General features: G+C 53.5%; 19 protein-coding genes and 1 tRNA gene. 11 read left to right on the top strand and 9 right to left on the bottom strand.

Going from position 1 to position 23,713, the window contains the following annotated elements; genetic code table 11:
• Nucleotides 1-35 precede the first annotated feature (35 nt).
• From SIB80_RS02640 to SIB80_RS02650, 3 genes are read left to right on the top strand one after another with little or no spacing between them, the layout of a single operon-like run.
• On the top strand, nucleotides 36-2,360 hold the full coding sequence (locus SIB80_RS02640; RefSeq protein ID WP_063420554.1) for a heavy metal translocating P-type ATPase: 2,325 nt from the start codon (nucleotides 36-38) through the stop codon (nucleotides 2,358-2,360).
• The gene (gene tmk / locus SIB80_RS02645; protein ID WP_011131355.1) at nucleotides 2,357-3,007 is read left to right on the top strand and encodes a dTMP kinase; all 651 of its coding nucleotides are present in this window, start codon (nucleotides 2,357-2,359) and stop codon (nucleotides 3,005-3,007) included. Before SIB80_RS02640 ends, tmk begins: the two co-directional genes overlap by 4 nt.
• A complete protein-coding gene (locus SIB80_RS02650; protein ID WP_063420553.1) occupies nucleotides 3,004-3,984 on the top strand; it encodes a DNA polymerase III subunit delta' in 981 nt (326 codons plus the stop codon). Before tmk ends, SIB80_RS02650 begins: the two co-directional genes overlap by 4 nt.
• On the opposite strand, the gene SIB80_RS02655 is transcribed toward SIB80_RS02650, so the two are convergent.
• The 4 genes from SIB80_RS02655 to SIB80_RS02670 all read right to left on the bottom strand — a co-directional run bounded on the left by SIB80_RS02655 (nucleotide 3,981) and on the right by SIB80_RS02670 (nucleotide 6,145).
• Nucleotides 3,981-4,787 carry a response regulator transcription factor gene (locus SIB80_RS02655; protein ID WP_063396743.1) on the bottom strand — a complete coding sequence of 269 codons (807 nt, stop codon included), beginning with the start codon at nucleotides 4,785-4,787 and terminating at the stop codon, nucleotides 3,981-3,983. The two genes, SIB80_RS02650 and SIB80_RS02655, sit on opposite strands and share 4 nt — an antisense overlap.
• Nucleotides 4,788-5,067: 280 nt before the next feature.
• Nucleotides 5,068-5,139: transfer RNA gene (locus SIB80_RS02660), tRNA-Asn, on the bottom strand.
• A 23-nt stretch (nucleotides 5,140-5,162) separates the two neighbouring features.
• Nucleotides 5,163-5,840, bottom strand: a complete 678-nt coding sequence (locus tag SIB80_RS02665; protein WP_063404795.1) for an ABC transporter ATP-binding protein — start codon at nucleotides 5,838-5,840, stop codon at nucleotides 5,163-5,165.
• Nucleotides 5,841-5,881: 41 nt separating this feature from the next.
• A complete protein-coding gene (locus SIB80_RS02670; protein ID WP_041384706.1) occupies nucleotides 5,882-6,145 on the bottom strand; it encodes a hypothetical protein in 264 nt (87 codons plus the stop codon).
• A gap of 627 nt (nucleotides 6,146-6,772) precedes the next feature.
• Between SIB80_RS02670 and SIB80_RS02675 the strand changes: the two genes are divergently transcribed.
• The 3 genes from SIB80_RS02675 (at nucleotide 6,773) to SIB80_RS02685 (ending at nucleotide 9,823) form a co-directional block, all read left to right on the top strand.
• Nucleotides 6,773-7,759, top strand: a complete 987-nt coding sequence (locus SIB80_RS02675; protein ID WP_063420551.1) for a hypothetical protein — start codon at nucleotides 6,773-6,775, stop codon at nucleotides 7,757-7,759.
• A 241-nt stretch (nucleotides 7,760-8,000) separates the two neighbouring features.
• Entirely contained in the window at nucleotides 8,001-9,629 is a 1,629-nt protein-coding gene (locus SIB80_RS02680) for a DUF2079 domain-containing protein (protein WP_236066152.1), read from the top strand.
• 17 nt (nucleotides 9,630-9,646) lie between these two features.
• A complete protein-coding gene (locus SIB80_RS02685; RefSeq protein ID WP_155724997.1) occupies nucleotides 9,647-9,823 on the top strand; it encodes a hypothetical protein in 177 nt (58 codons plus the stop codon).
• Between the two features lie 116 nt (nucleotides 9,824-9,939).
• On the opposite strand, the gene SIB80_RS02690 is transcribed toward SIB80_RS02685, so the two are convergent.
• The 4 genes from SIB80_RS02690 to SIB80_RS02705 form a co-directional block, all read right to left on the bottom strand.
• Entirely contained in the window at nucleotides 9,940-11,352 is a 1,413-nt protein-coding gene (locus SIB80_RS02690) for a DUF2079 domain-containing protein (protein ID WP_063420550.1), read from the bottom strand.
• A gap of 80 nt (nucleotides 11,353-11,432) precedes the next feature.
• On the bottom strand, nucleotides 11,433-12,980 hold the full coding sequence (locus SIB80_RS02695; RefSeq protein WP_063420549.1) for an ArnT family glycosyltransferase: 1,548 nt from the start codon (nucleotides 12,978-12,980) through the stop codon (nucleotides 11,433-11,435).
• A gap of 397 nt (nucleotides 12,981-13,377) precedes the next feature.
• Nucleotides 13,378-13,743, bottom strand: a complete 366-nt coding sequence (locus SIB80_RS02700; RefSeq protein ID WP_169190031.1) for a hypothetical protein — start codon at nucleotides 13,741-13,743, stop codon at nucleotides 13,378-13,380.
• Between the two features lie 157 nt (nucleotides 13,744-13,900).
• A complete protein-coding gene (locus tag SIB80_RS02705; RefSeq protein WP_169190032.1) occupies nucleotides 13,901-15,541 on the bottom strand; it encodes a phospholipid carrier-dependent glycosyltransferase in 1,641 nt (546 codons plus the stop codon).
• Nucleotides 15,542-15,848: 307 nt separating this feature from the next.
• Between SIB80_RS02705 and SIB80_RS02710 the strand changes: the two genes are divergently transcribed.
• The 5 genes from SIB80_RS02710 (at nucleotide 15,849) to SIB80_RS02730 (ending at nucleotide 23,474) form a co-directional block, all read left to right on the top strand.
• Nucleotides 15,849-17,504 carry an iron uptake porin gene (locus SIB80_RS02710; protein WP_063420546.1) on the top strand — a complete coding sequence of 552 codons (1,656 nt, stop codon included), beginning with the start codon at nucleotides 15,849-15,851 and terminating at the stop codon, nucleotides 17,502-17,504.
• A 415-nt stretch (nucleotides 17,505-17,919) separates the two neighbouring features.
• Nucleotides 17,920-19,551, top strand: coding sequence for an iron uptake porin (locus SIB80_RS02715; RefSeq protein WP_063420845.1), 1,632 nt, complete (start codon nucleotides 17,920-17,922; stop codon nucleotides 19,549-19,551).
• 142 nt (nucleotides 19,552-19,693) lie between these two features.
• Nucleotides 19,694-20,662 (top strand): cysteine synthase A, encoded by a 969-nt coding sequence (gene cysK, locus SIB80_RS02720; protein ID WP_063420545.1) that lies wholly within the window; start codon nucleotides 19,694-19,696, stop codon nucleotides 20,660-20,662.
• A gap of 23 nt (nucleotides 20,663-20,685) precedes the next feature.
• Nucleotides 20,686-21,384 (top strand): J domain-containing protein, encoded by a 699-nt coding sequence (locus SIB80_RS02725; protein ID WP_063420544.1) that lies wholly within the window; start codon nucleotides 20,686-20,688, stop codon nucleotides 21,382-21,384.
• Complete coding sequence (locus SIB80_RS02730; RefSeq protein ID WP_063420543.1) at nucleotides 21,381-23,474, top strand: phospholipid carrier-dependent glycosyltransferase; 2,094 nt, start codon at nucleotides 21,381-21,383, stop codon at nucleotides 23,472-23,474. Before SIB80_RS02725 ends, SIB80_RS02730 begins: the two co-directional genes overlap by 4 nt.
• Here the strand turns inward: SIB80_RS02730 and SIB80_RS02735 are convergent.
• A complete protein-coding gene (locus SIB80_RS02735) occupies nucleotides 23,453-23,698 on the bottom strand; it encodes an NAD(P)H-quinone oxidoreductase subunit O (protein WP_011131340.1) in 246 nt (81 codons plus the stop codon). The genes SIB80_RS02730 and SIB80_RS02735 overlap by 22 nt on opposite strands.
• Nucleotides 23,699-23,713 lie beyond the last annotated feature (15 nt).

Consider the following 23,713-nt stretch of genomic DNA (forward strand, 5'->3'; position numbering starts at 1 on the left):
ATTGTCATTAGCGTGCGGGAACATTTCACCGATCCGTGAGCCGCAACGACCGTCCATTGGCTCATCCATCCGTCGCACTCGATATCGAGGGGATGAAATGCGGCGGCTGCGTTCAATCGGTAGAGCGTATTTTGCTTGAGCAGCCCAGTGTTGCTCGTGCCAGTGTCAACTTGGTAGCCCGCACTGCTTGGCTGGATCTCAACGATCCAGGCCAGTCTCTTGAGCCGATCCTTGCTGCTCTGGCAGCCCGGGGTTTCTCTGCTCAGCCAAGAAATACGGGCTCATTAGAACAGCTAACGCCTTCAACGCGTGATTCCCTAGGGGCTTGGTGGAGTCAGTGGCGTCAGTTAATGGTGGCCTTGGTGTTGCTGTTGCTGTCTGTTCTTGGCCACCTTGCTGCCGGTGGACATCTTGAGCTGGTGATTGTAGGGGCCTTGCCCTTCCATGCCGGATTGGCCACGGTGGCTTTGTTGGGCCCTGGTCGGCCGATTCTTGTTGGCGGAGCGCGGGCGGCTCTTGCCTTAACCCCCACCATGGACACCTTGGTGGGATTGGGCGTTAGCAGTGCCTATCTGGCGAGCCTGGTTGCTCTGCTTTGGCCTCAGGTGGGTTGGCCTTGCTTCTTCAATGAACCCGTGATGTTGCTCGGCTTTGTCTTGTTGGGAAGGTTCCTTGAGGAGCGTGCTCGTTTCCGCACTGGGCGGGCCCTCCAACAGCTGGCTCAATTGCAGCCAGATACTGCCAGGTTGCTGGCAGGTGATGGGACTATCCGTGAGGTAAGAGTCGGTGCTCTCAGACCTGGGGAGAGGGTTCAGTTGTTAGCAGGGGATCGCATTCCTGTTGATGGCATGGTGCTGGAGGGACATTCCGCTGTCGACGTGTCCAGCATTACTGGTGAGCCATTGCCGTTGGAGGCAGCTCCAGGAATCGAGCTGACTTCAGGCAGCCTCAATCTTGAAGCCACCTTGTTGCTAGAAGTGCGACATGTGGGAGCTGAGACAGCTCTGGCAAGAATCATTAGTTTGGTGGAACAGGCCCAGGCGCGTAAGGCTCCTATTCAAGGCCTGGCTGATCGGGTTGCAGGTCGCTTTTGCTATGGCGTTGTCAGCCTGGCACTGCTGACTTTTCTGTTTTGGTGGCAACTGGGTGCACGTCTTTGGCCAGAGGTGTTGCACGCTTCGGGTCAGGGGTTGGTGCATGGATATGGTCATCATGTCCCGCTTGGAGGCGTCGCTGAAACCTCCTTAGGATTGGCTTTACAGCTCGCCATCGCTGTTCTAGTCGTGGCCTGTCCCTGTGCATTGGGATTGGCAACGCCCACAGTGATCACAGTGGCCTCTGGTCAGGCGGCCCGCCGGGGGTGGTTATTTCGCGGTGGGGATGTGATTGAAATGGCAGCCTCGCTGAGGCAAGTTGTCTTCGACAAAACTGGCACTCTTACCCTTGGCCGCCCTTTGGTGGCAGGGGTTGTTGGCACAAAAAAACCTGATCAATTGTTGCAGCTAGCTGCAAGTCTTGAGCAAAACAGTCGCCATCCCTTGGCCCATGCTGTTTTGCAAGAGGCTCAACGGCATCGGCTTTCGCTACTGTCCACTTTGGCAACCCGTACCTATCCAGGCTCCGGCCTGGCCGGTGAGCTTGAAGGTGTAGAAGGAACGGTTCGAGTAGGTACACCGGAATGGCTTCAGGCTGAAGGGGTTCATTGGACAGCTGAACTTCAGGCTGATGTTGAGCTGTCGTCTCTTCAGGGGCAATCGGTGGTAGCCGTGGCTCTGGGGGAAGAGCCTTTGGGCCTTGTGGCCATTGATGATCGGCTTCGACCTGATGTGTCTGTTGCTTTGGATCGATTACGAGAGCAGGGGATGACTCTGGCCATGCTTAGTGGTGATAGACGTCAGGCGGTGGAACGCCTGGGGCAGCAGTTGGGTTTTCAACCCCATCAACTGGGCTGGCAGTTGTTGCCTGATCAGAAGCTGGAGCGCTTGCAACGTCTTCGCAAGGCTGGACTGTTGGCAATGGTTGGCGATGGCATTAATGATGCCCCAGCTCTGGCGGCAGCAGATCTTGGTATCGCTGTGGGTACCGGCACGCAGATAGCCCAGGATTCTGCTGATCTGGTGTTGCTTGGGGATCGCCTGGAGGGTTTGCCGGAAGCCCTGTTGTTGGCTCGCCGCACCATGGCAAAAGTGCGTCAAAACCTGACTTGGGCCTTTGGCTACAACCTCATTGCTTTGCCAATTGCTGCAGGATTGTTGTTGCCGGGCTTTGGGTTATTGCTCTCCCCACCCATCGCAGCTCTATTGATGGCCCTTAGTTCAATCACGGTGGTCGTGAACGCTTTGGCACTGCGTACTACATGAGTGGTCGCTTTCTTGTTCTGGAGGGTATTGACGGCTGTGGCAAGACCACTCAGCTTCGTCACCTTGCCAACTGGCTGCCACGCAGCGGTTTGATGCCTGAGGGTGCAAGGTTGCATCTCACCCGTGAGCCCGGTGGTACGGCTTTGGGTATTGCCTTGCGCAAGTTGGTTCTTCACCCGCCTGGGGATGCCTCCCCAGAACCCCTTGCGGAACTGTTGTTGTATGCGGCTGATCGAGCCCAGCACGTGGCTCAGTTGATCCGACCGGCGCTTGAGCAGGGGCACTGGGTTCTCAGTGATCGTTTTAGTGGCTCTACCCTTGCTTATCAGGGTTATGGAAGAGAGTTGGATCTGGATTTGATTCAGCAACTCGAGCAGATCGCCACGGCTGGACTTGTCCCGGACCTAACTTTTTGGTTGGAGTTGCCTGTAGAAGAAAGTCTGCTTCGGCGTGATGCAAGATCTAACGATCGAATCGAAGCGGAAGGAGTTGATTTTTTAACCAGGGTGGCAACTGGATTTGCTGTTTTGGCTAGGGAACGATCTTGGGTGCCGTTGCAGGCGGATCAACAAGTTGAGTCAGTTAGTTCTGCTTTGGAGAGCCAGCTGAAGCACCATTTTGGGCCTTTGCAAGAGAGCATGCGATGAGCCTTGAGATTGAGTCGCGTGGGCTGTTTGAAGATTTGATCGCTCAGCCGTTGGCAGTTGCATTGCTGGAGGCAGCTTTGAGTCAGGGTCGACTGGCTCCCGCATATCTCTTTTCTGGTCCAGATGGAGTGGGTCGCAGTTTGGCGGCATTGCGTTTTCTCGAGGGCCTCATCAGCAGTGGTAAGCCGGCCCTGCGTGAACGCCGTCGTTTAGAGGCTTTCAACCATCCTGATCTGCTTTGGGTCGAACCGACTTATCAGCATCAAGGCCGCTTGGTCCCTAAGTCCCAGGCAGAGGAAGAAGGTGTCAACCGCCGTTCCCCCCCACAGGTGCGCCTCGAACAGATTCGCGGGGTGACAAGATTCCTAGGACGACGACCTGTTGAGGCCCCAAGGGGCATGGTGGTGATTGAAGCGGCAGAGTCTATGCCCGAAGCTGCTGCCAATGCTTTGCTTAAAACGCTGGAAGAACCAGGTCATGGCTTGTTGATTCTGCTTTCGACCGCTTCTGAGCGCTTGCTCAAGACAATTCGTTCTCGATGCCAACAGATTCTTTTTGCTCGTCTTGAAGCAGCTGACATGCAGGCTGCTCTGGCCAGGACGAGCACAGCTGAGATGGGGTCGTCCTTGTTGGCATTGGATCAGCCGGAACTGGTTGCGATGGCGGCTGGTTCTCCTGGGGCGCTGTTGCAGAATTTTGGGCTCTGGCAGGCAGTCCCAGAGGAGTTTTGGCTACGGCTTGAAGAGCGTCCCCAAAAGCCAATGGAAGCCTTAGCTCTGGCGAGGGACCTTACGGAGGCTCTTAATGGGGAGCAGCAGCTTTGGCTGATTGATTGGTGGCAACAACATTTTTGGATCCAACGGCCTGATCCAACACCACTGAAACGTTTGGAAAGGCTGCGTTCACACCTGCTGGGGTTTGTGCAACCCAGGCTGGCGTGGGAAGTGGCTTTGCTGGAACTGATTCCTGGCGCTTAAGCGCTGGCGCGCTCTCCTTGCTTGTTTTGTGCTTCTCTGGCTTCCCTCTCTTGGCGTGCCTGGATTAGTAGGTCTTGGAACCCTTCGAGTTGTCCTCCTGTAGGCAATTCAAGGCAGTAACCAGCCCCGTAGACGGTTTTAATGAAGCGGGGTTTACGTGGATCGGGTTCCAGCTTGGTGCGCAGGTGGCGAACGTGTACTCGGATGGTTTCGATGTCATCATCAGGTTCATAGCCCCACACCTCCTTAAGGATTAGAGAAGGTGCCACGGTCTGTCCATGGCGCTGAAGTAGGCAGTGGAGCAGCTCAAATTCCAGGTGCGTGAGCCGTACGGGACGCTCAAACCAAATCGCTTCAAATCGTTCAGGCACGAGTGTGAGAGGGCCGTAGCTGAGGATCTCGTGATGAGCGTTGGTGCCCACCGGCGCTCGATCGGTGCGACGTAGTAGGGCTTTCACCCTCACTTGCAATTCTTCAAGATCAAAAGGCTTTGTTAGGTAATCATCCGCGCCTGAATTGAAGCCGGTGACCTTGTCTTTTGTGCCTCCCAAGGCGGTGATCATCAAGATCGGAATCCCCGCGGTGCGCTCGTCTCGACGCAACCTCTGGCAGAGAGTTAGCCCATCTACGTTAGGAAGCATCAAGTCGAGCAAAATCAGGTCTGGGGTGTACTGAAGGGCAAGAGCCTGACCTTTGATGCCGTCTTCAGCCTTCTGTACGTCAAAACCATTGTGCTCTAAATGGCTGCTTACCAGTTCACGCATGTCCTGGTCGTCTTCGATCAGCAGGATGCAAGGCTTCATTTAGATCGGAGTCCAGGAGGAATTTGAAATCATCGGGGTGCTGTGAAGTCAGCGCTTGTCAGATTCTCTCAAGATTTGCTTTGAGGTGCATCATTGGCATCTATGTGGGGGCATAGAGCCCAATCACTGAAACTCCCATGCAGACTGACCTTTTGACTGGCTGACGAATTCCTTAAAGGCGTCCTCTTTTTAGGAAGTCTTCCGAATCTGTCCATGCACTGTTGTGGATGCCCTCTAACAGGCAATCAAAAACCACAGCCACCGGCTGTGGATCTGAAAACTCCCCGGGCGGGATTCGAACCTGCGACCAATCGATTAACAGTCGACCGCTCTACCGCTGAGCTACCGAGGATTGCAACCCGAAGAACCTACCCTTCATCCCCGCCGACCTGCAAGGGGTTGGAGGTTTTGTCTTAGCTGATGGCCAGATTGCCAGGCTCCTACTCGGCCGTGTTCCATCCTGGCAGCCCCATCAGCATGGTCGAGTTCTTCGAGGCGATGGGTGACCCAAAGGGCCGTTAGGGGTGCGTGGGAGCGATGGCAAAGCTGTTGAACTGTTGCCAAAATTCTTTGTTGGCTTGCTGGGTCTAGGAGTGCTGTTGGTTCATCCAGCAGCAGCAGTGTGGCTTCACTGGCCAGGGCGCCGGCAATTGCTAGGCGTTGTTTTTGGCCTCCGCTAAGGGTATGAATCGGGCGCGATTCCATGGCGGCCAAACCAACCTGCTCTAGGGAATCGCCAATGCGCTGTTGGCGTTGTTTGATTGGGATGTCGCTAGGTAAATTCAGCAGCAAGTCGCTGCCGCAACTTGGCAACAGCAGTTGATGGTCAGGGTTTTGAAACACCAGAGCAGGTTTGAGCATGCAAGTCACCTGACCATGCTGTGGCTGTAATAAACCGCTGATTAGCTTGGCAAGGGTGCTTTTGCCGCTGCCATTGCTGCCTACGAGCATCCAAAGGCCTGGTTCTGGAATTGCAAAACTGCATTGGTCCAAGGCTTTTGTGCCGGAGGGCCAAATGAAGCTCACCTGCTCAAAACTTAGGAGGGGGGCCATCTCTCAAGATGCTTTGATCAGCGTTCTCGTCCACCATGGCCTCAGGTTTCAAAGGAAAAGCCAGGCCGCTTACTGCCTCCAGTTGCTGCTGTTTTCTCATAGAGCTGAACAGCAACTATTTCACTGACCAAAACAGTGACTTTCTTGTCTTCGACTTTTTCGCAACTGAGCTCCAGAAGGTGAGGCTGACCTCTCTCCAGGCATTTGCGCACTTGCTGGTAAACGGCTTCCGCATCTGTCAATGCTTTGCGCTGCACAGATACCGGCAAGGGGCTCAATTTGAGGGCCAGCTCAATGACGTACACGGACAACGTTGACAGGATTGCATCATTCTTGCGAATCAAGCTCCAGTATTTGCCATGCAGGCCAAAGTGGATAAGTATTTACACTTAGCAATGAATCGTTTGCTCGAGCGGCCGTCATGCCCCCTTTCCATGGGGTCAGTGTCCAGTTGGAGTGATGTGGACAGTCAAGGATCTTTTGCTCGGATGGGTGATGTGTGCCCCTTTAGGCTTGGATCTTGTCGTGTCGGCATTGTTTGTTTGGGTGCCGATCTGCAGCTCACCGATTTCGTCTCACAGGAAATCTGCGCCCCTGAGGAGTCAGAGCCCGACAGCTTCTCGATTGAGAGTTTATTTTTGAATGCAGTAATTAGAGCCTGGAAGCCCTTTGTGGGCAAGTATTTTTAAAATTGTCTTCCCGATTATGATCTGCTTGCTGCAGGCAATGCCGTGCGATTTATGGCATCAAGGGCTGGATTTTAATTTTAAATCAATCCCTAGTAAGCAGTGAATTTATTGATTGAAGTCCTTTGCTATGAGTCTTTTGGCGAGGCCAATGGGCTAGGTGGCTGTGATGGGTTTCTTCTCTTGACTATCACACGGCCAATTAAGATTGTATTAATCTTCCTTTAAGACACAGAGCAGTGCCTAATGAGTACTCCCCTTCCGTCGAATTCCCAGGTTCAGCGAGATGCTGGTGATTCTCTTCGCGAGAGCGTGGTTAGACAAAAGCTTGTGCAACGTATTTGCGGCCAGGCTGTTATCTATTTTGGGGCATTTATTGTTGCAGTTTCGCTGTATAAATTTGTCAGCGCTTTCTCGTTAGATGTCTCTCCTTGGCCTGAGCTGCAGCTTGGAGTCGCTGGTCTGTTGTTAGTTTTTTTAGGGAATTTTCTGCGACGCTCAACCTTCTTAAAGTCTTTGCTTTCGGAGTTTAGTCCTTCGGCTAGAGCAAGTCGCTCTCTATTGATGTTGATCCTTGCATTATTTATTATGGGATCTGTAGCTCTATTCAAGCTGTCCGTTCAGGATGTTTTGCGTTACAAACGGCTGCTTGGAGAAGGAGGAATTCTTGAGTACTTGCAGGCTCTAATTCTGTTCACTTCAGCTTGGGTCTCTTGGCTGATTTCTAGGGACTTATGGAGGCGTCTGTTGATGCGCTTGCATGGAGCCATTTATGGGATGATTGCTTTGGGAATGCTTTTTGTTGGCTTAGAGGAGCTTGCTTGGGGTCAGGTTTTGTTCGGCTGGAGAACACCTGATAACATAGCTGCTCTTAATGCTCAAAATCAGACAACAATTCATAACCTCGAGTTTTTTCAAGATTATCTCGATATTAATCTTTTTCTGGTGTCAGTATTGATTCTGGTTTTGGTGTTATGGCGGCCATCTTTTGGATTGTTTAAAGCAAGATCATCTCGAGAGGGTGTAATTCCTGTCGGAACATTTTTTCTGCCCAGGTATTTTTGGCCTCTATTCTTTTGTGCTGCGTTTTTGTCTTATTTTGTTGCTACCAGGTCAGCGACAGCTTTGGTTCTGAATATTGATCAGGAGTGGGCAGAGTTGATGCTTTATCTCTCCTTCGGCCTAGGGTTGCTGCGAACCTATGTCTTGCTAGCAAATCCGTCAGGGCGCTAAAATGGTTGATAGATATCTGCCGGTATTGAGCAAGTTACCGCCTGAGTCAGTGATGTTATGAGTGAAGGTTGTCTTTTGGTATTAAGTATAATTTTTTTTCGCCTATTATTCCATTGATGACTGGATTTGGGAAAGTCTCTAACCAGACTGTCTCTGCCCTTTTCTCCTGGTCTTTATCCTTCCTTAGGATGGTATTTGGCGGCTCTCTAGTATTCATTTCGGCAGCTGAGGAATGATGCGAATGTCATCTCTTGTCAGTGGGTTGAGGTCTTATCGCAGAGACAACTTCCCTGGGGTGGTTCTTGGGATGGCTGGCGGCTTTTGGCTGGTCGGACTGCTGCTTCAGTTTTGGCGCCTTGAAAGCCTGACTGCTACTTACGACCAAGCTCTTTTTTTGCAGGAGCTTTGGTCTACTGCTAGGGGTCATTTTTTTGAAAGCAGCCTTTCGTCGGAGTTGTCGGCAGCTGTTGCCAATCAAGATGCTTTGCCAAGCATCGACTATCTCCATCTTGGCCAGCACGCCAATGTGCTGACTGTGTTGGCAGCGCCCTTAGTAGCACTCTTTGGTCGCTGGGCCTTGCCGTTGATTCAAGTGGGCCTGTTGGCTCTAGCAGGTTTGGTGTTGTGGCGGATGGCGTCGGCCCGATTGTCGAGACCCTTGGCGATTCGCTTGACCGCGTCCTACTACCTCAGTGGAACCGTGATTGGCCCACTTGTTGAAAACTTTCACGACCTTTGTTGGTTGCCATTACTGGGCTTTTTGGTTGTTGATGGTCTCCTCAAGCAGGGGTGGCGCCAGGTTATGGCTTGCAGTTTCCTGATGCTGTTTGTGCGTGAAGATGCTGGTCTCACCCTCTTTTCACTTGGATTGTGGGCATCGCTTCGTCGACCTGGTGCACGCGCTATCGGCCTCATGGTCATGGCGATGTCGTTGGTTTATGTGGCAGTGATGACTGGCTGGATTCAGCCCCAGTTTGATTCCTCCCTGTCTGATCGCTTCCTGCAGGAAAAGTTTGGGCATCTTTTGCAAGGCCGCACTGGTGGGACCTTCACCGTTCTATGGACGATGGTGACCCATCCGCTTCGTTTGCTGGCGGCCTTGGTGTCTCCCCCTGGAACCACCTTGGCTTTTCTGCTGGCGCCAGCGTTGCCTTTGGCCTTTATCCCCTTTGTCTCGCTGGATGTGGCCCTGATGGTGGCTGTGCCTTTATTCATCGCCTTGGTGTCCCAGGGCATGAGTGCGTTGTCGGTAACGCTCAGGTATGTGCTTGCTTTGGTCCCAGGGTTATTTATGGGCGCAATGCTTTGGTGGCAGGCCCATCCAGGTTTCTGGTCTCATCTTTGGTTCCGGCGTTTCTGGACGGGATGTCTTGCCCTAGGGCTTGTTTTGACTTTGGCAAGCAATCCCCATCGCACGTTCTCCGCTCTGGTACCGGATAGCTTTAGTCCATTCGTTCATGTCTCGCCGGTCGCCATGCTGCAGCGAGCTGCAACGGCCCGTCATGCCGTTGGGCTTGTGCCAGATAACGCCTCGGTCGCTGCTGATACTCCCTTGTTGCCGCTGCTGGCGGAACGTGAAGTTGCCTTGCGCTTCCCGAAACATATCGAGTACTACAACCGTCGGGATCAAATTGAATCGGTTCAATGGGTCTTGGCTTTCCCTGGCTATTACCGTTCGTTGATGCCACTGTTTCGCCAGGAAACGTCTCGTTGGCGATCTATCAATAAGGCCTTGCAGGAACTCATGGAAGAGGGGCGTTACGGGGTGGTGAGCTGCGCGGATGGGTTGGTGGTTTTGCGCAATAGCGTTGATTCCTCTCCTGATGCACAGCGTTGTCTTGATGCATTGCTAGCACTGGAGCCTGGATGAAATAGAAGGTTGAGAACGTGCCTTCTGCTCGATTCCGGTTACTGTTGATTTGCTTTGGCAATAGCGAAGTGACTTTGCCTGAAATAGGCATGCGTCGCATGCTTCGTGAATTGCCGTTATCCCCAAAGGAGGAGGTGCTCATGAGTTCCAGTTGTTCGATGCAGGGTCTGCTGATCGCGGAGAACGCCGGCTGATTTTTATACCTGTTCCCTGATCAAATGGTTCCGCGCCAGAGTGGACCCGACGAGAGCCCCCGTCATGTGCGCATGGCGGGGGCATCGTTTTCAGGCTTTTAATCAATTAGAGGGTCTCAAGGTTGTTTGATGGATTTGTGCTCGGATCGCTGACAAAGTTCCAAGCCGTTCTCCCAGTTTTCACACCCCCAGCCAGCTTGTTTGGCTTGGTTCAATAGGCGCTGCTGTTGTTTTCGGTTGGATCCCCAACCTGGATCTTTTGGGTTGAGAAGCAGTACATCAAAGCTTTCTAGATCTAAAGACTTTCCTTTGCGGCGGGGGAAGTCAATGGCAATGCGTTGGCTGAGATGGGGGGCGAGATAACTGGTAGTGGCAAGGCGGCTACTGCTAGGAATGTTTGCGATGGCTTCATGGGATGGGGTCAATGCATTGAGTCTTTCGAGATAAGGCCCACTAAAAAACCAGGGCTTAGCAAGGGCTACCCAGCAGATGGTGCTCCAGGTCAGTAGCCGCCAAGGAACAGCTTGTTTTGGGCGTACAGCCAGTCCATCGATGGCAGCTACAACAGCTATCACCGCAATTGGCAGGCTGTAGTGATGGATCAGTGTTCGTTGCGGTGACTCTTCCGATAGCAGATTCACCAGAACTAGCGGTAAACCTCCCATCAGAACGGGTAGGGAGTTTCGGCGCCAGAATGGAGCGACGGCAATACTGAGTAACAGCAGATAGATCAGTCCGCCGATCCAATCCACATGCTCGATTAACAACTGAGGCTTTGTGATCAGATTGAAGAGAACCTCATCGAAACTGTCGCCTAGGTAAGAGAAAAGGGCTCCGGCTGCCTTAGGGCCTCCAGTACTGCCTTTCAGCCAGGGGTAAAGCCAGTGATTGAGCATGGCCAACCAGCCCAAGGCCAATCCAATGGCTGCAAAGGCCCAGATCCATCGCTTACGCAAAGCCTGCTCTAACCCCAGGCCTCCTACCACAAGCACAAGTCCATCACGGCAGCCAAGCAATAAGAGCAGTAAGCCAAACCAGAGCCAGGCTTTTTTGGCTCGACTGGCCCAGTAACAAGCTGCCAGGGCCGGCATCACCCACACCTCTGGGTGGAAGTCGAACAGATTGGCGTTGAACACCACTGGCTGCAGCCACCAAAGTGTGCAGATCAGCCAGCACAGTTTTGGAGTAAGGCCTGCTTGTCGGCCCACCCACCAAAGGGGTAGTGCTGTCAGGCTTAGTCCAGCCGCCTGGCTGGCGAGTAGCCATTGAACGCTGGCATGGAAGTGATATGGAATGGCTGCCAGATAGAGAGCCCAGGCGCCGTGATCAGCTAGCAGATGCACCCCTTCCATGGAGGAATAGGGTGGCAACCCTTGGCTGGCCAACCAGACCCACTGGTCGAACAGGCCAAGATCGTAAGCATTGCTCTGCAGCAGAGCATGACGTGTTGCGGCGGCGGCCCAAAGCAGCAGGAAGATTGCCAGGCAGGTGAGGCTCAGGCGGCGGGGTGGGCAGGCCTTGGTGTCCAAGCAGGAATGCTCAAGATGTTGGTGAGCATCTCATAGGCTTTCGCCTCTGCTCAGATAAAGCAGTTGCCGGTACTGATGATTTATCGGATTAATAGGTTGATGGGAGCTAGATAAGTTTGATGAGATGTTTGGGGGCAGTAAGTGGAGTTTGGCTGCTCACACAAAAGAGCCTGCAGGTTATTTCTTGCATTTCCTTGAGTGAGAGGTTTAAAGCTTTCTTCCCAGTTGAGGCTGCCAACGAGATGGGTAGCACCATGCGCATACCAGGCTTTTAGTTGTTTCTGATTAATACTTTTGGCAGTGGTGAGCCAGCCTTGACGCCGTGCAAGGTTCAACAAACTGGGATCACTGCCAGTAACGCTCACGATCCGAGCCTTGCTTGGTACTTCTTTGCGGATGCTTTGGGCTAATGGCATCCAGATTTCTGTTTGTTGGCGCTCGAGAGCCCAATAATCAAAATTGAGTACAGTGAGGCTGATAGCAACAATCAGTGCAAGGTTGATGTTGGTCAACCATTGGGGATGTGGTTTTTTGGATGTGATTAGCTTCGTTAAAGAATGCCAGCCCCTTCCCATTAATGGGCAGAGAAAAATCAATAGGGGCATTTGGTAGTACTCATGAATAGAGCTTGCTCGTAAGAAAACTGCTGTGCAGGCTCCGATGCTGAGTAGGCCTGCTGCCAGAATTTGACCACCTGCATCTCGGCGGCATTCCCACAGGCCAAAGATCACGATCGGCACACCCAGCACAGCCAGGTTGCGTACGCTGATTCTCAGCAATAGGTTTAGCCAGAGATCGATATCCAGCAGCAGGCTCAGGCTGCTGCGATCAGAGTTGTTGCCCCAGAATCCGAAGCTCAAGTCACTGGTTTGGCCAAGTTGATAAGCATGGCCATACCAAAGGGCTCCAATCAGTATTGAGCTACCTGCATAGATCCAAGCACCAGGCGAACGTGCAAGCTTTCTTAAGTTTCGAATGCACGTTGCAAGTGGTAGTGCTGGTCCAAGTGGCTGAGGCTGCATTTGTACGACCAAAAGGGGTATGCCGAGCCAGATCAAGGGCAGCACTTTGATCAAGCAGGCAAGGCAAAATGCCAGCCAGCTGGTGAGCAGAGCCCAGCGAGAGCGCCGCTCTTTCCAGACAAGCAGCCGCTCGATACTCAGTGCTGCTAGTAGCAGTAGAAGCGCTTCTGCCTGCAAAGTGCGGCCGTAATAAACCCCTAGTGGCAGGACAGCGAAGAAGACCCCGCCCCACCAAGCACTAATCGGATCCAGCAGGCGACGCCCGATGCGGATGATGAGCACGATGGTTAGTGCGCTACAGAAAACCGAAAGGCCTCGTCCCAACCATTCGTGCAAGCCCGCAAGCTTGTAAAGCTGGCCAAGTAGATAGGGATATAAAGGAAACTCGCATTCCACATATCCGGGGCTGGCTCCACCCCAATCAATTTGCGGCAACCAGATCGGTGTGCCTTGCAGGGCAAAATGCCTTGCCATGGCTGCTGTATCCGCCTGGCGCCAGCTATGGATACCGAGGATGGGAGCCTGCAGTTGGATCAGTCGCAGGATTACCCCTAAGCCCACAGGAAACCAGATTTGTTGAGCCCAGCGGGCAAAAGACTTCGCCATCAGCAACTGTTTTCAATCAAGGGGTATTCCGGATGCAACTGGACTAGGTGACATCGTTCCAGATAAACATCATCAGGATCACTGCTATTTGAGCCCAAAAGGTATTTGATACAACGTTTTTGTAGTTGCAGGTCGCTACTGCGATGTTGGTGAGTCCTCCAAGAGAGGTGTCTAGGCAAAGTTTGAGGCGATGATTGATCAGATCATTTGAAGTCGCTGCAGTTGCTATCGATCTTTGAACTGCTCTGTGTCTGTGGCTGGAATTTGAGTGGCAAGTCTCTTTCTGCAAGCTGAACAGGAGTGAATGCCAGCAGGTCATAGAGGAATTTGAAGCCGTTGAGATCCAACTTGCTGATGACCTAAACACAGGTTTTTAGATCGATGACCAAACAGTTTTTCATTGCATCGGTGAGGTTCTTATTAGAGACGCGGCAAGCTGCAACTCGCGAGGCAATTTGCCAAAGATGAGCTGAAGTTGTGATGTTGGCTTCGTCAACGGTTCTTGCTTGGCTATGCCTAGGCAGTGGCTTCTAGCAAGCAAATTCTGCTTGTTTTTTCCTAGTTGCTGCACTTCACTGAAGAATGGCAGCTTGGTCATGTTGGCGATGATGGCTACCAGGCCAACTGTGGCATTGAGCAGTCTTTCTTTGATTGTCTTCGTTAAGCCTGCGCTGCTGAAACGATGCATGCCTTGCATGCGGTGATCTTGGTGGGTCAGCGCCATGAAGAGTGCTTCGATTCCGTGGTTTGAAACATCAGCCACCACGGGTCGTTTGAGTTCATAGGGCTTCTTCAGAGCAAGCAGTTCCTTGAGCTGAGTAGTGAGGCTGTTGTGGCTTAGCCGAACCGCCTACAGGCGTTCTGTTTGGTGGGTTCGGCAGAATGTGTTGCATGCCTTGGCTTCCCTAGATCGAGCAACGTTATTGGGTTTGCGGGTCACAAAAAAGTAGGGCCCAGTCTTCCTTGCTTTGCGCAAGCTTGCACTGCCGCTCCTGAGCCATGCTGCTGACTCGCTGGGGATTGCGCGTCAAGATCCATTCAGCGTCTGGAACAGCCTCTAAGGAGCTGATGCGCTGGCCTGCATACCAGTTGAGGCTGGGCCTTTCATCATTCCCCTCGAGCACCACCTTCGCTCCCTTTGCTTGTGCGGCGAGCTGGGCGACAGGTTCCACGGGCCAGTTCTCATTGAGTTCCCAGAGCCAGAGTGAGGAGCCCATTAATAGGTATAGGGCTGCGACGCTTCCAGCCACCATGCTGATGGCGCCCAATTTGCGTTTGGCATGGGTTGGGCGCAGCATCAGCCAGCCGCCGATACTCCAGCCAACCCCAGCAGCGAGTGCAATACCGCTATAGGGATAAAACGTGAGAACTCGCCCTGATGCTCCGATCAGCCCGAATAGAACAAGACTGACTCCTAGGGCCAGCCAGAGGAACGGAACATGTTTTAAAACTGCTGCACCAGGAGGATTTGTTAGATCCTGCCTATGAATGAGCCAGGCCAGTGGTGCTCCACATAGCAGTGCAAATGGGAGCCAGAGGGGGTGGCTGTACCAGGGGAGTTGGGTTTTCAGTGGCAGGATTGCCATGGCTAGTACGGCTTGTGTGCCCAGTGCCCATTTGCCCCAACGGCTGTGTCGTTGACGCCAGGCCCAGGCCATTGCGAAGGGCCATAGCAACAGCCAGGGCCAGCCACCTTCCAGTATCTCAATGGCCGGGACTCTCCAGCCGAGGTCACTGCCTTCTCCAGCATCAAACAGAACGCGGCCTGCACCATCGCCTCCCCAGAGCCACAGCGCTCCAGTTCCTCGATGTAAGCCATGCCAGAGGTGCCAGGCCAGGCCAGGGATCAGCCCCACTCCAAACCAGCCTGCCAGTGGCCATCGCCACCAGCGCCTGAATTCGCCACCCCAGAGGATAGGAATTAATGCTGCTGCTGCTGCTGGTAGCAGCAAAGGAGCTTTGAGCAGCAGCATGCCACTGCTGATGAGACCTGCCCCCAGCATTCGCCAGCGGTCCATTGGGCTGCGGTCGAGGCTTAAAACGAGTAACCACAACAAGGCCATGGCACTGAGTTGAGGGCCGTCGAGCATGGCTAGCCGACCATGGCGTACCACTGGCATCAGCGTTAGCAAAATTGCAGCTGTGGCTAAGCATGCAGTGCGATCATTTGGCCGTAATTTCCATTGCACGAGCCCGCCTAACGGAACAATCAACGTCGATAGCAATGCCGGCACCAGACGCACCAGAGTGTTTGAGGGGATCCCTGTTAAAGAGGACGCGCCGTTGTTGTTGAGTTGGATGGCGGCAGCAATCAGCCAATGCAAGCCTGGTGGTTTGTTGAGGTAGGGCGAATCCCACAGGGTGGGCAGTAGAGCTTCTGGGCCCTGTTTTTGGCTTAATTCAAAGGCGACTCTGGCCACGATGCCTTCATCAAAATCGCGCAGGGGTAGATCTCCTAGCCCCACCAGTGCAAGCACGCATGCCACCAGCCAAAGCAAGAGCAAACCCAGCAGAGGTGCTCTGCGAATGGATGGATTGTTTTCAGCTGCTGGCGTGAACAAGATTCAGAGCTAGTCGACGGGCATGGCAGGCCTTAGGTCAATGGCCGTTATCCACTAAGTGTCACCTTTTGCTGGTCATTGACATCCTTAATCTGCTGAGCTGGGTTCAGCGCGCCAGGGATGACTTCAGGAGTTCATTCAGCGCTTGCTAGCTCTAGAAGGGATGCTGGCTGGCATGGTTTGACTTGGTGTTTCTGATACCCACCATTGAAACCATTGATACATCTGTCACACCAAGAGGTGTTTAAGGAGAGAGTAGGGGCCACCATCGAAACGGCGCATTGCGCCTATCCGTGTGAGGAACCAAATGAAACTCTTCCAGCAATTGCTGGTGGCACCTGCTGCCTTGGGCCTGATGGCACCAATGGCTGCTAATGCCGCAGACCTAGACATCAAAGGTGTGTCCGATTATTCGGCCTCCAGCGAGCAGGTCACCAGCATCTCCCAATTCCAAGATGTTTACCCAACCGATTGGGCTTATCAGGCTCTGAGCAACCTGATTGAGCGCTACGGCTGTGTGGCTGGTTACCCCAGTGGTAGCTACCTCGGCAACAGAGCCATGACCCGCTTTGAAGCGGCTGCTCTATTGAATGCCTGCCTCGATCGCATCACTGAGGTCACCGACGAACTGCGTCGTCTGCTCAACGAATTCGAGCAGGAGCTCGCCATCCTCAAGGGCCGTGTTGATGGCCTAGAAGCCCGCGTTGGTGAACTAGAAGCCACTCAGTTCTCCACCACAACCAAATTGGTTGGTCAGACGACCTTCGTGATTGGCGCCAACAGCTTTGGTGGTGATGCTGTTGATTCAAGAGACAAAAAGCGTGCAGATGAGGCTGCTGAGAACTCTGGCGGTACAGTTTTTAACTACGACCTTCGCCTGAATCTGAATACCAGCTTCACTGGCAAGGACTTACTGAAGACACGTCTGCGCTCTGGCAACTTTGGCAGCTCTCCATTCGGTGGCGGTCAATATGTAGGCCTGGACGCCATGGAAGTTGCCTCTTCAACGGGTGACACGGTCACAGTTGATCGCCTCTGGTATCAGTTTCCATTAGGCGACGAGTTCACGATGACGGTTGGTCCCAAGGTCCGTCAGGACAACATGCTTGCTGTGTGGCCCAGCGCGTATCCTGCTGACACAGTCATTGACTTCTTCACCTACGCCGGTGCACCGGGTACCTACAACTTGACCCTTGGTGGTGGTGGTGGTATTTGGTGGGATGACAGTGACAGTGGCTGGAGCATTAGCGCTAGCTACGTTTCGGCTAACGCCGATAATGGCAACCCCAACAACGACAGAAGTGGCCGCACACAGGGTGGCGGTATCGCTACAGATGGTGCTGCTTCTAATGGCACAGTTCAGCTTGCTTATGCTGATGATCGTTGGGGTGCCGCTGCTGCTTATAACTACGCATCCAGTGATAATGGTGCTGGGCTGTACGCCGGTAATGGCACACCTTTGGCCAACGATGTACAAGCCATGGGTGTTACCAACTCTGTTGGTATAAGTGCCTGGTGGTCGCCTGCGGAAACTGGTTGGATGCCTAGTGTCAGTGCAGGTTGGGGATTGAACTCAGTCACCGAGGCTGGTGACGACGCAAATACCATTTATGAGAGCGCTACATCCCAGTCCTGGTATGTAGGCCTCCAGTGGGAAGATGCATTTATTGAGGGCAATGTCCTTGGCGCTGCTGTAGGTCAGCCCACCTTCGTGACTGACATCGACTACGACGATGGTGTCTCTTCCACTGACGATCCAAATGACAATGTTGCTGATGGCAACTATGCATTTGAGCTCTGGTACAAGTTCCAGGTGACAGATAACATTTCTGTGACTCCTGCTGTGTTCTATCTCAGCCGTCCTTATGGTGAAAACACCGATGGTGGTGGTAGAAGTTTTGGCAACGACGACGACACCTTCAGCAACTTCGGTGGTCTAGTGAAAACTACCTTCAAGTTCTGATCATTTAGGCCCAACTTTTTGTTGGGCCTCAGAACCTACTCCTCACAATCTCTATCAATTGTCGCCCTCCTGAAACGGGGGGCTTTTTCATGCTCTGATTCTTAGTGATTTATTAATCGGTAACTAGCAATGTCTATCCCATTGCGTATATCTGATGCTGCGGCTATCAAGATTCGCCTCTATGCTTTGATCTGAGATTCGAATCTAAAAGGGCTTCAGAATTCTGAATCAGCTTGCATGGAGTTTTTTGTTAGGTGGTGGAGATTGCTTAATCCACACAGATTCGGTTTTGAAGGGTCTTTTTTGTGTTTGCTGATACAAGCCAGTGGCATATCTGGCACTTGGGCAATCTGTTTTGAAGAGCCTATACACAAATATCTTTCATCTACAAACCTCTTTTTGTGTGAGGAACCAAATGAAACTCTTCCAGCAATTGCTGGTGGCACCTGCTGCCTTGGGCCTGATGGCACCAATGGCTGCTAATGCCGCAGACCTAGACATCAAAGGTGTGTCCGATTATTCGGCCTCCAGCGAGCAGGTCACCAGCATCTCCCAATTCCAAGATGTTTACCCAACCGATTGGGCTTATCAGGCTCTGAGCAACCTGATTGAGCGCTACGGCTGTGTGGCTGGCTATCCAAGCGGTAGTTACCTCGGCAACAGAGCCATGACCCGCTTTGAAGCGGCTGCTCTATTGAATGCCTGCCTCGATCGCATCACTGAGGTCACCGACGAACTGCGTCGTCTGCTCAACGAATTCGAGCAGGAGCTCGCCATCCTCAAGGGCCGTGTTGATGGCCTAGAAGCCCGCGTTGGTGAACTAGAAGCCACTCAGTTCTCCACCACAACCAAATTGGTTGGTCAGACGACCTTCGTGATTGGCGCCAACAGCTTTGCCGGTGATGCCAAAGATATTTTCGGCGATGAGCGTGATGAGGAAGCTGCCGCTGCCTCTGGCGCGACTGTTTTCAACTACGACATGCGCCTTGAGCTCAATACCAGCTTCACTGGTAAGGATCTGTTGAAGACACGCCTGCGTGCTGGCAACTTTGGTGATTCCCCTTACGGCGGCGGCGGCTACGTGGGCCTTGATGCCATGGAAGTTGCCTATGGCGAATCTGGCAAAGCTGATCAAGTCAAAGTTGATCGCCTCTGGTATCAGTTCCCAGTCGGTGAAGAGTTCACCGTAACCGCTGGTGCCATGGTTCGTCAGGACAACATGCTTGCCGTATGGCCAAGCAATTATCCGGCCGAAACCATCCTTGACGTCTTCACCTATGCCGGTGCCCCTGGCGCCTACAGCCTCACCAAAGGTGGTGGTGCTGGCATCTGGTGGGATGACAACGACAGCGGCTGGAGCATTAGCGCTAGCTACGTTTCTGGCAATGCTGATGATGGCAACCCCAATACTGGTGGGATTGCCACAGATGGTGCTGCTTCCAATGCAACGGCTCAAATCGCATACGCCGATGAACAGTGGGGCATTGCAGCTGTTTACTCCTACACCTCAGGAGACAATGGCGCTGGCATCTACGCTGGTAATGCCACACCTTTGGCTGTTGCATTGGCGGGGGATGGTACGACCAATTCCTATGCCGTGAGTGCTTGGTGGGCTCCTGAAGACACCGGTTGGTTCCCAAGCATCAGTGCTGGTTGGGGTCTCAACTCTGTCAATAACAACGACGATGACGCCAATCTGATTGATAATGCGACATCCCAGTCTTGGTATGTCGGTCTTCAGTGGGAAGATGCATTTATCGAGGGCAATGTCCTTGGTGCTGCTGTGGGTCAGCCCACCTTCGTCACTGCCGTCGACTATGACGACGATGTTGATGCCTCCGATTTCGTTGCTGATGGCAACTATGCCTTTGAGCTCTGGTACAAGTTCCAGGTCACCGATAACATCTCTGTGACTCCTGCGGTTTATTACCTCAGCCGTCCTTTGGGTGATCTCACCGCTGGTGGTGGCCCTGTCTTTGGTGGTGGCCGTGATGACGACACCTTCAGCAACTTTGGTGGTTTAGTTAGAACCACATTTAAGTTCTGAGGCCCAACATTTTGTTGGGCCTCAGAACCTCCTCCTCACAATCTCTATCAATTGCCGCCCTCCGGAAAAGGGGGGCTTTTTGATGGCTTGATCCCCATCGCTTTGTTTGGATGGGTCAGTGGCCATGACACTGTTATCGCCTATGCCTATCGCTGCTGACATTACGGCTTTAGTTGGGCGCACTCCCTTGGTGCGCCTTAATCGCTTGCCACAGGTCAGTGGTTGCCATGCAGAGGTGTTGGCCAAGTTGGAAAGCTTCAATCCCACTGCCTCGGTTAAAGACCGCATTGCGGGGGCCATGATTCATGCAGCGGAGGAAGCTGGAACCATTGCTCCGGGACGCACCGTGCTGGTGGAACCCACCAGTGGCAACACTGGGATCGCCTTGGCCATGGTGGCTGCCGCCCGAGGCTATCGCCTCATTCTCACCATGCCAGACACCATGAGTACAGAGCGTCGCGCCATGCTTAGGGCCTATGGCGCTGAACTGCAACTCACCCCAGGCAGCGATGGAATGACTGGTTCCATTGAGTTGGCAAAGGAGTTGGTGGCAACCATCCCTGAGGCTTATCTTTTGCAGCAGTTTGATAATCCTGCGAATCCGCAGGTGCATGAGCGCACAACCGCAGAGGAGATCTGGAATGATTGCGAGGGGCGGTTGGATGGTCTGATTACTGGAGTAGGAACGGGGGGCACACTCACAGGTTGTGCGCGTTTGCTCAAGCAACGCATTCCAAGCCTGCGAGTGTTTGCGGTCGAGCCAGCGTTAAGCCCTGTTTTGGCAGGCGGGAGCCCTGCTCCCCATCGCATTCAGGGGATTGGTGCTGGCTTCATCCCTAGCGTTCTTGATCTCTCTTTGATCGATGAGATCCTGCCGGTCTCTGATGACGACGCGATGGAGATGGGTCGGCGCTTGGCGAGGGAGGAGGGCTTGCTAAGTGGGGTAAGCAGTGGCGCTGCTGTTGCGGCTGCCCTGCAAGTGGGTAGTAGGGCTGAGATGGTGGGCAAGCGCCTTGTTGTTGTCTTGGCAAGTTTTGGTGAGCGTTATCTTTCAACGCCGATGTTTAGCTCTGCTTCGGCGGTGCCGGCGCAGCGTGATGGATACCTTTGATGTCTTCCAAATGACTGGTTTCTATGGCTGCAGATCCCTATCAGGTGTTGGGAGTATCCTCCACAGCTAGCTCGGCTGAGATCAAGGCTGCCTATCGCCAGTTGGTGAAAAGGCATCACCCTGACGCTGGTGGAGATGAGCAGGGGATCCTTGCGCTCAATGCAGCTTGGGAGGTTTTGGGGGATTCAGAGCATCGACGCGCCTATGACCGCACAAGAAAGCATGGCGTTTCAGTTGCTGACGAAGCGCATCAGCGAGGGGTTCGCAATGCTCGTGCTAGTGCGGCTGCTCGAGCGACCAAAGGCCAAGCAGCAGCAGAAGATGAGGCTCTTGTGCAGTGGATCAAGCAGGTTTATGTCCCGATCGACCGATTGCTGGGGCAAGTGATCAATCCTTTTCCTGCTCAGTTTCGCTCTCTTTCGGCTGACCCTTACGACGATTCGTTGATGGAGGTCTTTTGCACTTACCTGCAAGACAGTTGCAATCGGATTGAAAAGGTGAATAGCCTTTATCGAGCTTTGCCTATCCCTGCGTCCGCACAAGGTTTTGGCTTGAGCCTGTATCACTGCCTCTCCCAAGTAGAAGATGCTTTGGCTGAGTTGGAGCGCTACACGATGGGCTATGTCGATGGTTATCTCCATGATGGTCGAGAGATGTTGCGGGAAGCCAAAAAGCGGCGTTTACGCTTAAAGGAGGAACGCCGTCGGCTGGAGATTTTGTGAAAGCTCCCTGGCGCTTTTGGTCGTTTGTGGCGCTGATTTGGTTGCTGGCTACGGGCATCGATCGGATTTGGTGGCATCACTACGGCGGTATCCCCTCTTGGGATCAGGCCGATTACCTCAATAGCGCTCTCGATCATGGACGCGCACTGGGATTGTTACCAGGAGGCCAATGGCAGGGATGGAACGCTTTACTCGACCTTTCGCCCAAAATTCCGCCCTTGGCTTCGCTGGTGAATGGCACTGTGATGGCAGTGGCTGGAGATGCACCTAAGCAGGCCGCCTGGAGCCTGAGTGTTTGGCATGGGCTGCTCCTTGTTGCTGTTGCGGCATGGGGGTTGCGTTTGCGTGGGCAGGGGATGGCATTGCTTGCCGTTGTCTTTGTTGCCATGGCTCCAGCCTTGTTGGAGTTGCGCTCGGATTACGTCTTGGAGATGCCGCTCACTGCTGCAGTCACCTTGGCGTTATGGCGGCTGGGGTGTTGGTGGGATCCACAGCGAGGTGGGCGTTGGGTACAGGCCCTGTTCGCTGCCGCTGCTTGTACGGCGGCACTTCTGGTAAAGCAAAGCGCTCTGTTGGTTTTGCTTCCGGCGCTGTTGTGGGCCAGTTGGTGTGCCTTATGTCGTACCAATCGCACCCGATTTCAGTTGCTGGCAGGTGTGGGTGTGTTTTTGTTCGGTCTGGGTCCTTGGTTACGTCACAACTGGATCACAACGCTTGGAGGAACGAATAGGGCCGTGATCGAATCCGCGGCTAGGGAAGGGGACCCTTCCCTATGGACCCTTGAAAATTGGCTTTGGTATCCACGTTTGTTGCCGGCGCAGTTAGGCCCTGTTCTGCTCATCGTGGGTCTCAGTGGTTGTTTGCTCTGGTTGGTCATTCACTGCCGCAGCCTTGGATCTTCAACACAAAGAGCATTGTCTTCTGATGATCCACTGGCTTGGCGTTGGCTGATCGTGACTCTGGTTGCTGGTTGGTTGTTCACCAGCCTCAGTCCGAATAAGGGTGATCGATATATCACTCCACTGCTCCCACCATTGCTCTTGTTGCTCGCTAGGGGTTGGTGGCAATGGGGGTTGTGGGCGAACCGTCGCTGGCTGAAGGGCTCCTGGCTGATTTTGCCTACGACCCTCTTGGCGGGGTTTTTGGCCATTCTTCCTTCAGCTTTGTCGGCTCAGATCACTCGTTTGTCAGAGCGCCACAAGGGGCCTGTGGAGGCCATTGTCCGGGCGGCTGGAGGCGCTGATCCCAATGGCTTGCCCACCACAGTCATCGTGGTGCCCAGTACTCCGGATCTCAATCAGCACAATGTCAGTTATTTCGGTCGCAGGCGGGGTGGTCGATTGGTAGGTCGCCAGCTTGGTAGTAGTTCCGGTGATGTGGAGCCGTTGCTGCAGCAGGCTGAGTGGGTTGTGCTGGCAGAGGGAGATCAGGGCTCAGTTCGAGACACTGCGGCACGCCTTGATCAGGCTGTTCGTAGCAGTGGTGTATTTGTTGAGCTGCGCCGTTTTTCACGGCAATCTGGCGGCAGCTATTCCCTTTGGGCACGCAGTTCTGGGGTCCCTAGGGCAGCAAGCTTTGCTGAACGTTTTCCCTCTCTGGCCCTGGGGCTGGCGAAGGGACCTCAAGGGCTTGAACCAGTCTTTGCTGCGGTCTCTGTCGAGCATATGTTGGATGGCCATTTCAGTTATCGAGCTGAAGTGCGAGAAGCCGCAATGCGGCGTTTGCTTGATAATCCTGCGGATACTGATGCGCGCTGGACATTGGCGCTTTTGGCAGTGTTGGCGAATCGCCCTGTTGAGGCAGCGACTCAATTCGCCGTCTTGGAGAAACGACTACCAGAGAGTCCTTGGCCCAGTGTTTATCGCAGTGTGGTGATCCTGGCGGGCTTGAATCCCTGGCAGGCATCAGCTGTGGCTGATCGAGCCCAGCGCAAGCATCCCAATGATCTATTGGCGGGTCTTGGTGATCTCAGTGGGGTTTTAGCAGGAGCTTTGTGGCGTTTGCCTGCGGCCTCAGGCTCGATCCCTAAGGCTGTGCAACAGGTTGAGGAAGCGCTAAAGCCCTCTTCTTATGAGAAGGGTTCCAGCTGATCGATCCGTAGCCACACGTCCGGAACAGGCATGCGCCAGCGCACTTGCCCATAGCCCTCTTTGACGGCGAGTAGTTCACCAGGACCTTCGAAAATGTAGTCGGGGGGAGAAGGATCACTGGCCGCTGCTTCAGTGCTGCTGCTAAAGGCGTGCCTATTGACCCGAACAAGGGCTCCTTTTTTGAGGGCTGCCGTGGCCTTTGCTGGTGCAGATGTTTCGGCCATGAGGTGGCTTTCTCT

The organism is Prochlorococcus sp. MIT 1327 (assembly GCF_047304785.1).
Taxonomy (GTDB): domain Bacteria; phylum Cyanobacteriota; class Cyanobacteriia; order PCC-6307; family Cyanobiaceae; genus Prochlorococcus; species Prochlorococcus marinus_D.

Excerpts from the sequence above, each read along its gene's own strand:
- SIB80_RS02675 (WP_063420551.1), top strand. The coding sequence starts at position 6,773 with ATGAGTACTCCCCTTCCGTCGAATTCCCAGGTTCAGCGAGATGCTGGT.
- tmk (WP_011131355.1), top strand. The coding sequence starts at position 2,357 with ATGAGTGGTCGCTTTCTTGTTCTGGAGGGTATTGACGGCTGTGGCAAG.
- SIB80_RS02680 (WP_236066152.1), top strand. The coding sequence starts at position 8,001 with ATGTCATCTCTTGTCAGTGGGTTGAGGTCTTATCGCAGAGACAACTTC.
- SIB80_RS02725 (WP_063420544.1), top strand. The coding sequence starts at position 20,686 with ATGGCTGCAGATCCCTATCAGGTGTTGGGAGTATCCTCCACAGCTAGC.
- SIB80_RS02665 (WP_063404795.1), bottom strand. The coding sequence starts at position 5,840 with ATGGCCCCCCTCCTAAGTTTTGAGCAGGTGAGCTTCATTTGGCCCTCC.
- SIB80_RS02710 (WP_063420546.1), top strand. The coding sequence starts at position 15,849 with ATGAAACTCTTCCAGCAATTGCTGGTGGCACCTGCTGCCTTGGGCCTG.
- SIB80_RS02655 (WP_063396743.1), bottom strand. The coding sequence starts at position 4,787 with ATGAAGCCTTGCATCCTGCTGATCGAAGACGACCAGGACATGCGTGAA.
- cysK (WP_063420545.1), top strand. The coding sequence starts at position 19,694 with ATGCCTATCGCTGCTGACATTACGGCTTTAGTTGGGCGCACTCCCTTG.
- SIB80_RS02715 (WP_063420845.1), top strand. The coding sequence starts at position 17,920 with ATGAAACTCTTCCAGCAATTGCTGGTGGCACCTGCTGCCTTGGGCCTG.
- SIB80_RS02650 (WP_063420553.1), top strand. The coding sequence starts at position 3,004 with ATGAGCCTTGAGATTGAGTCGCGTGGGCTGTTTGAAGATTTGATCGCT.
- SIB80_RS02695 (WP_063420549.1), bottom strand. The coding sequence starts at position 12,980 with ATGGCGAAGTCTTTTGCCCGCTGGGCTCAACAAATCTGGTTTCCTGTG.
- SIB80_RS02735 (WP_011131340.1), bottom strand. The coding sequence starts at position 23,698 with ATGGCCGAAACATCTGCACCAGCAAAGGCCACGGCAGCCCTCAAAAAA.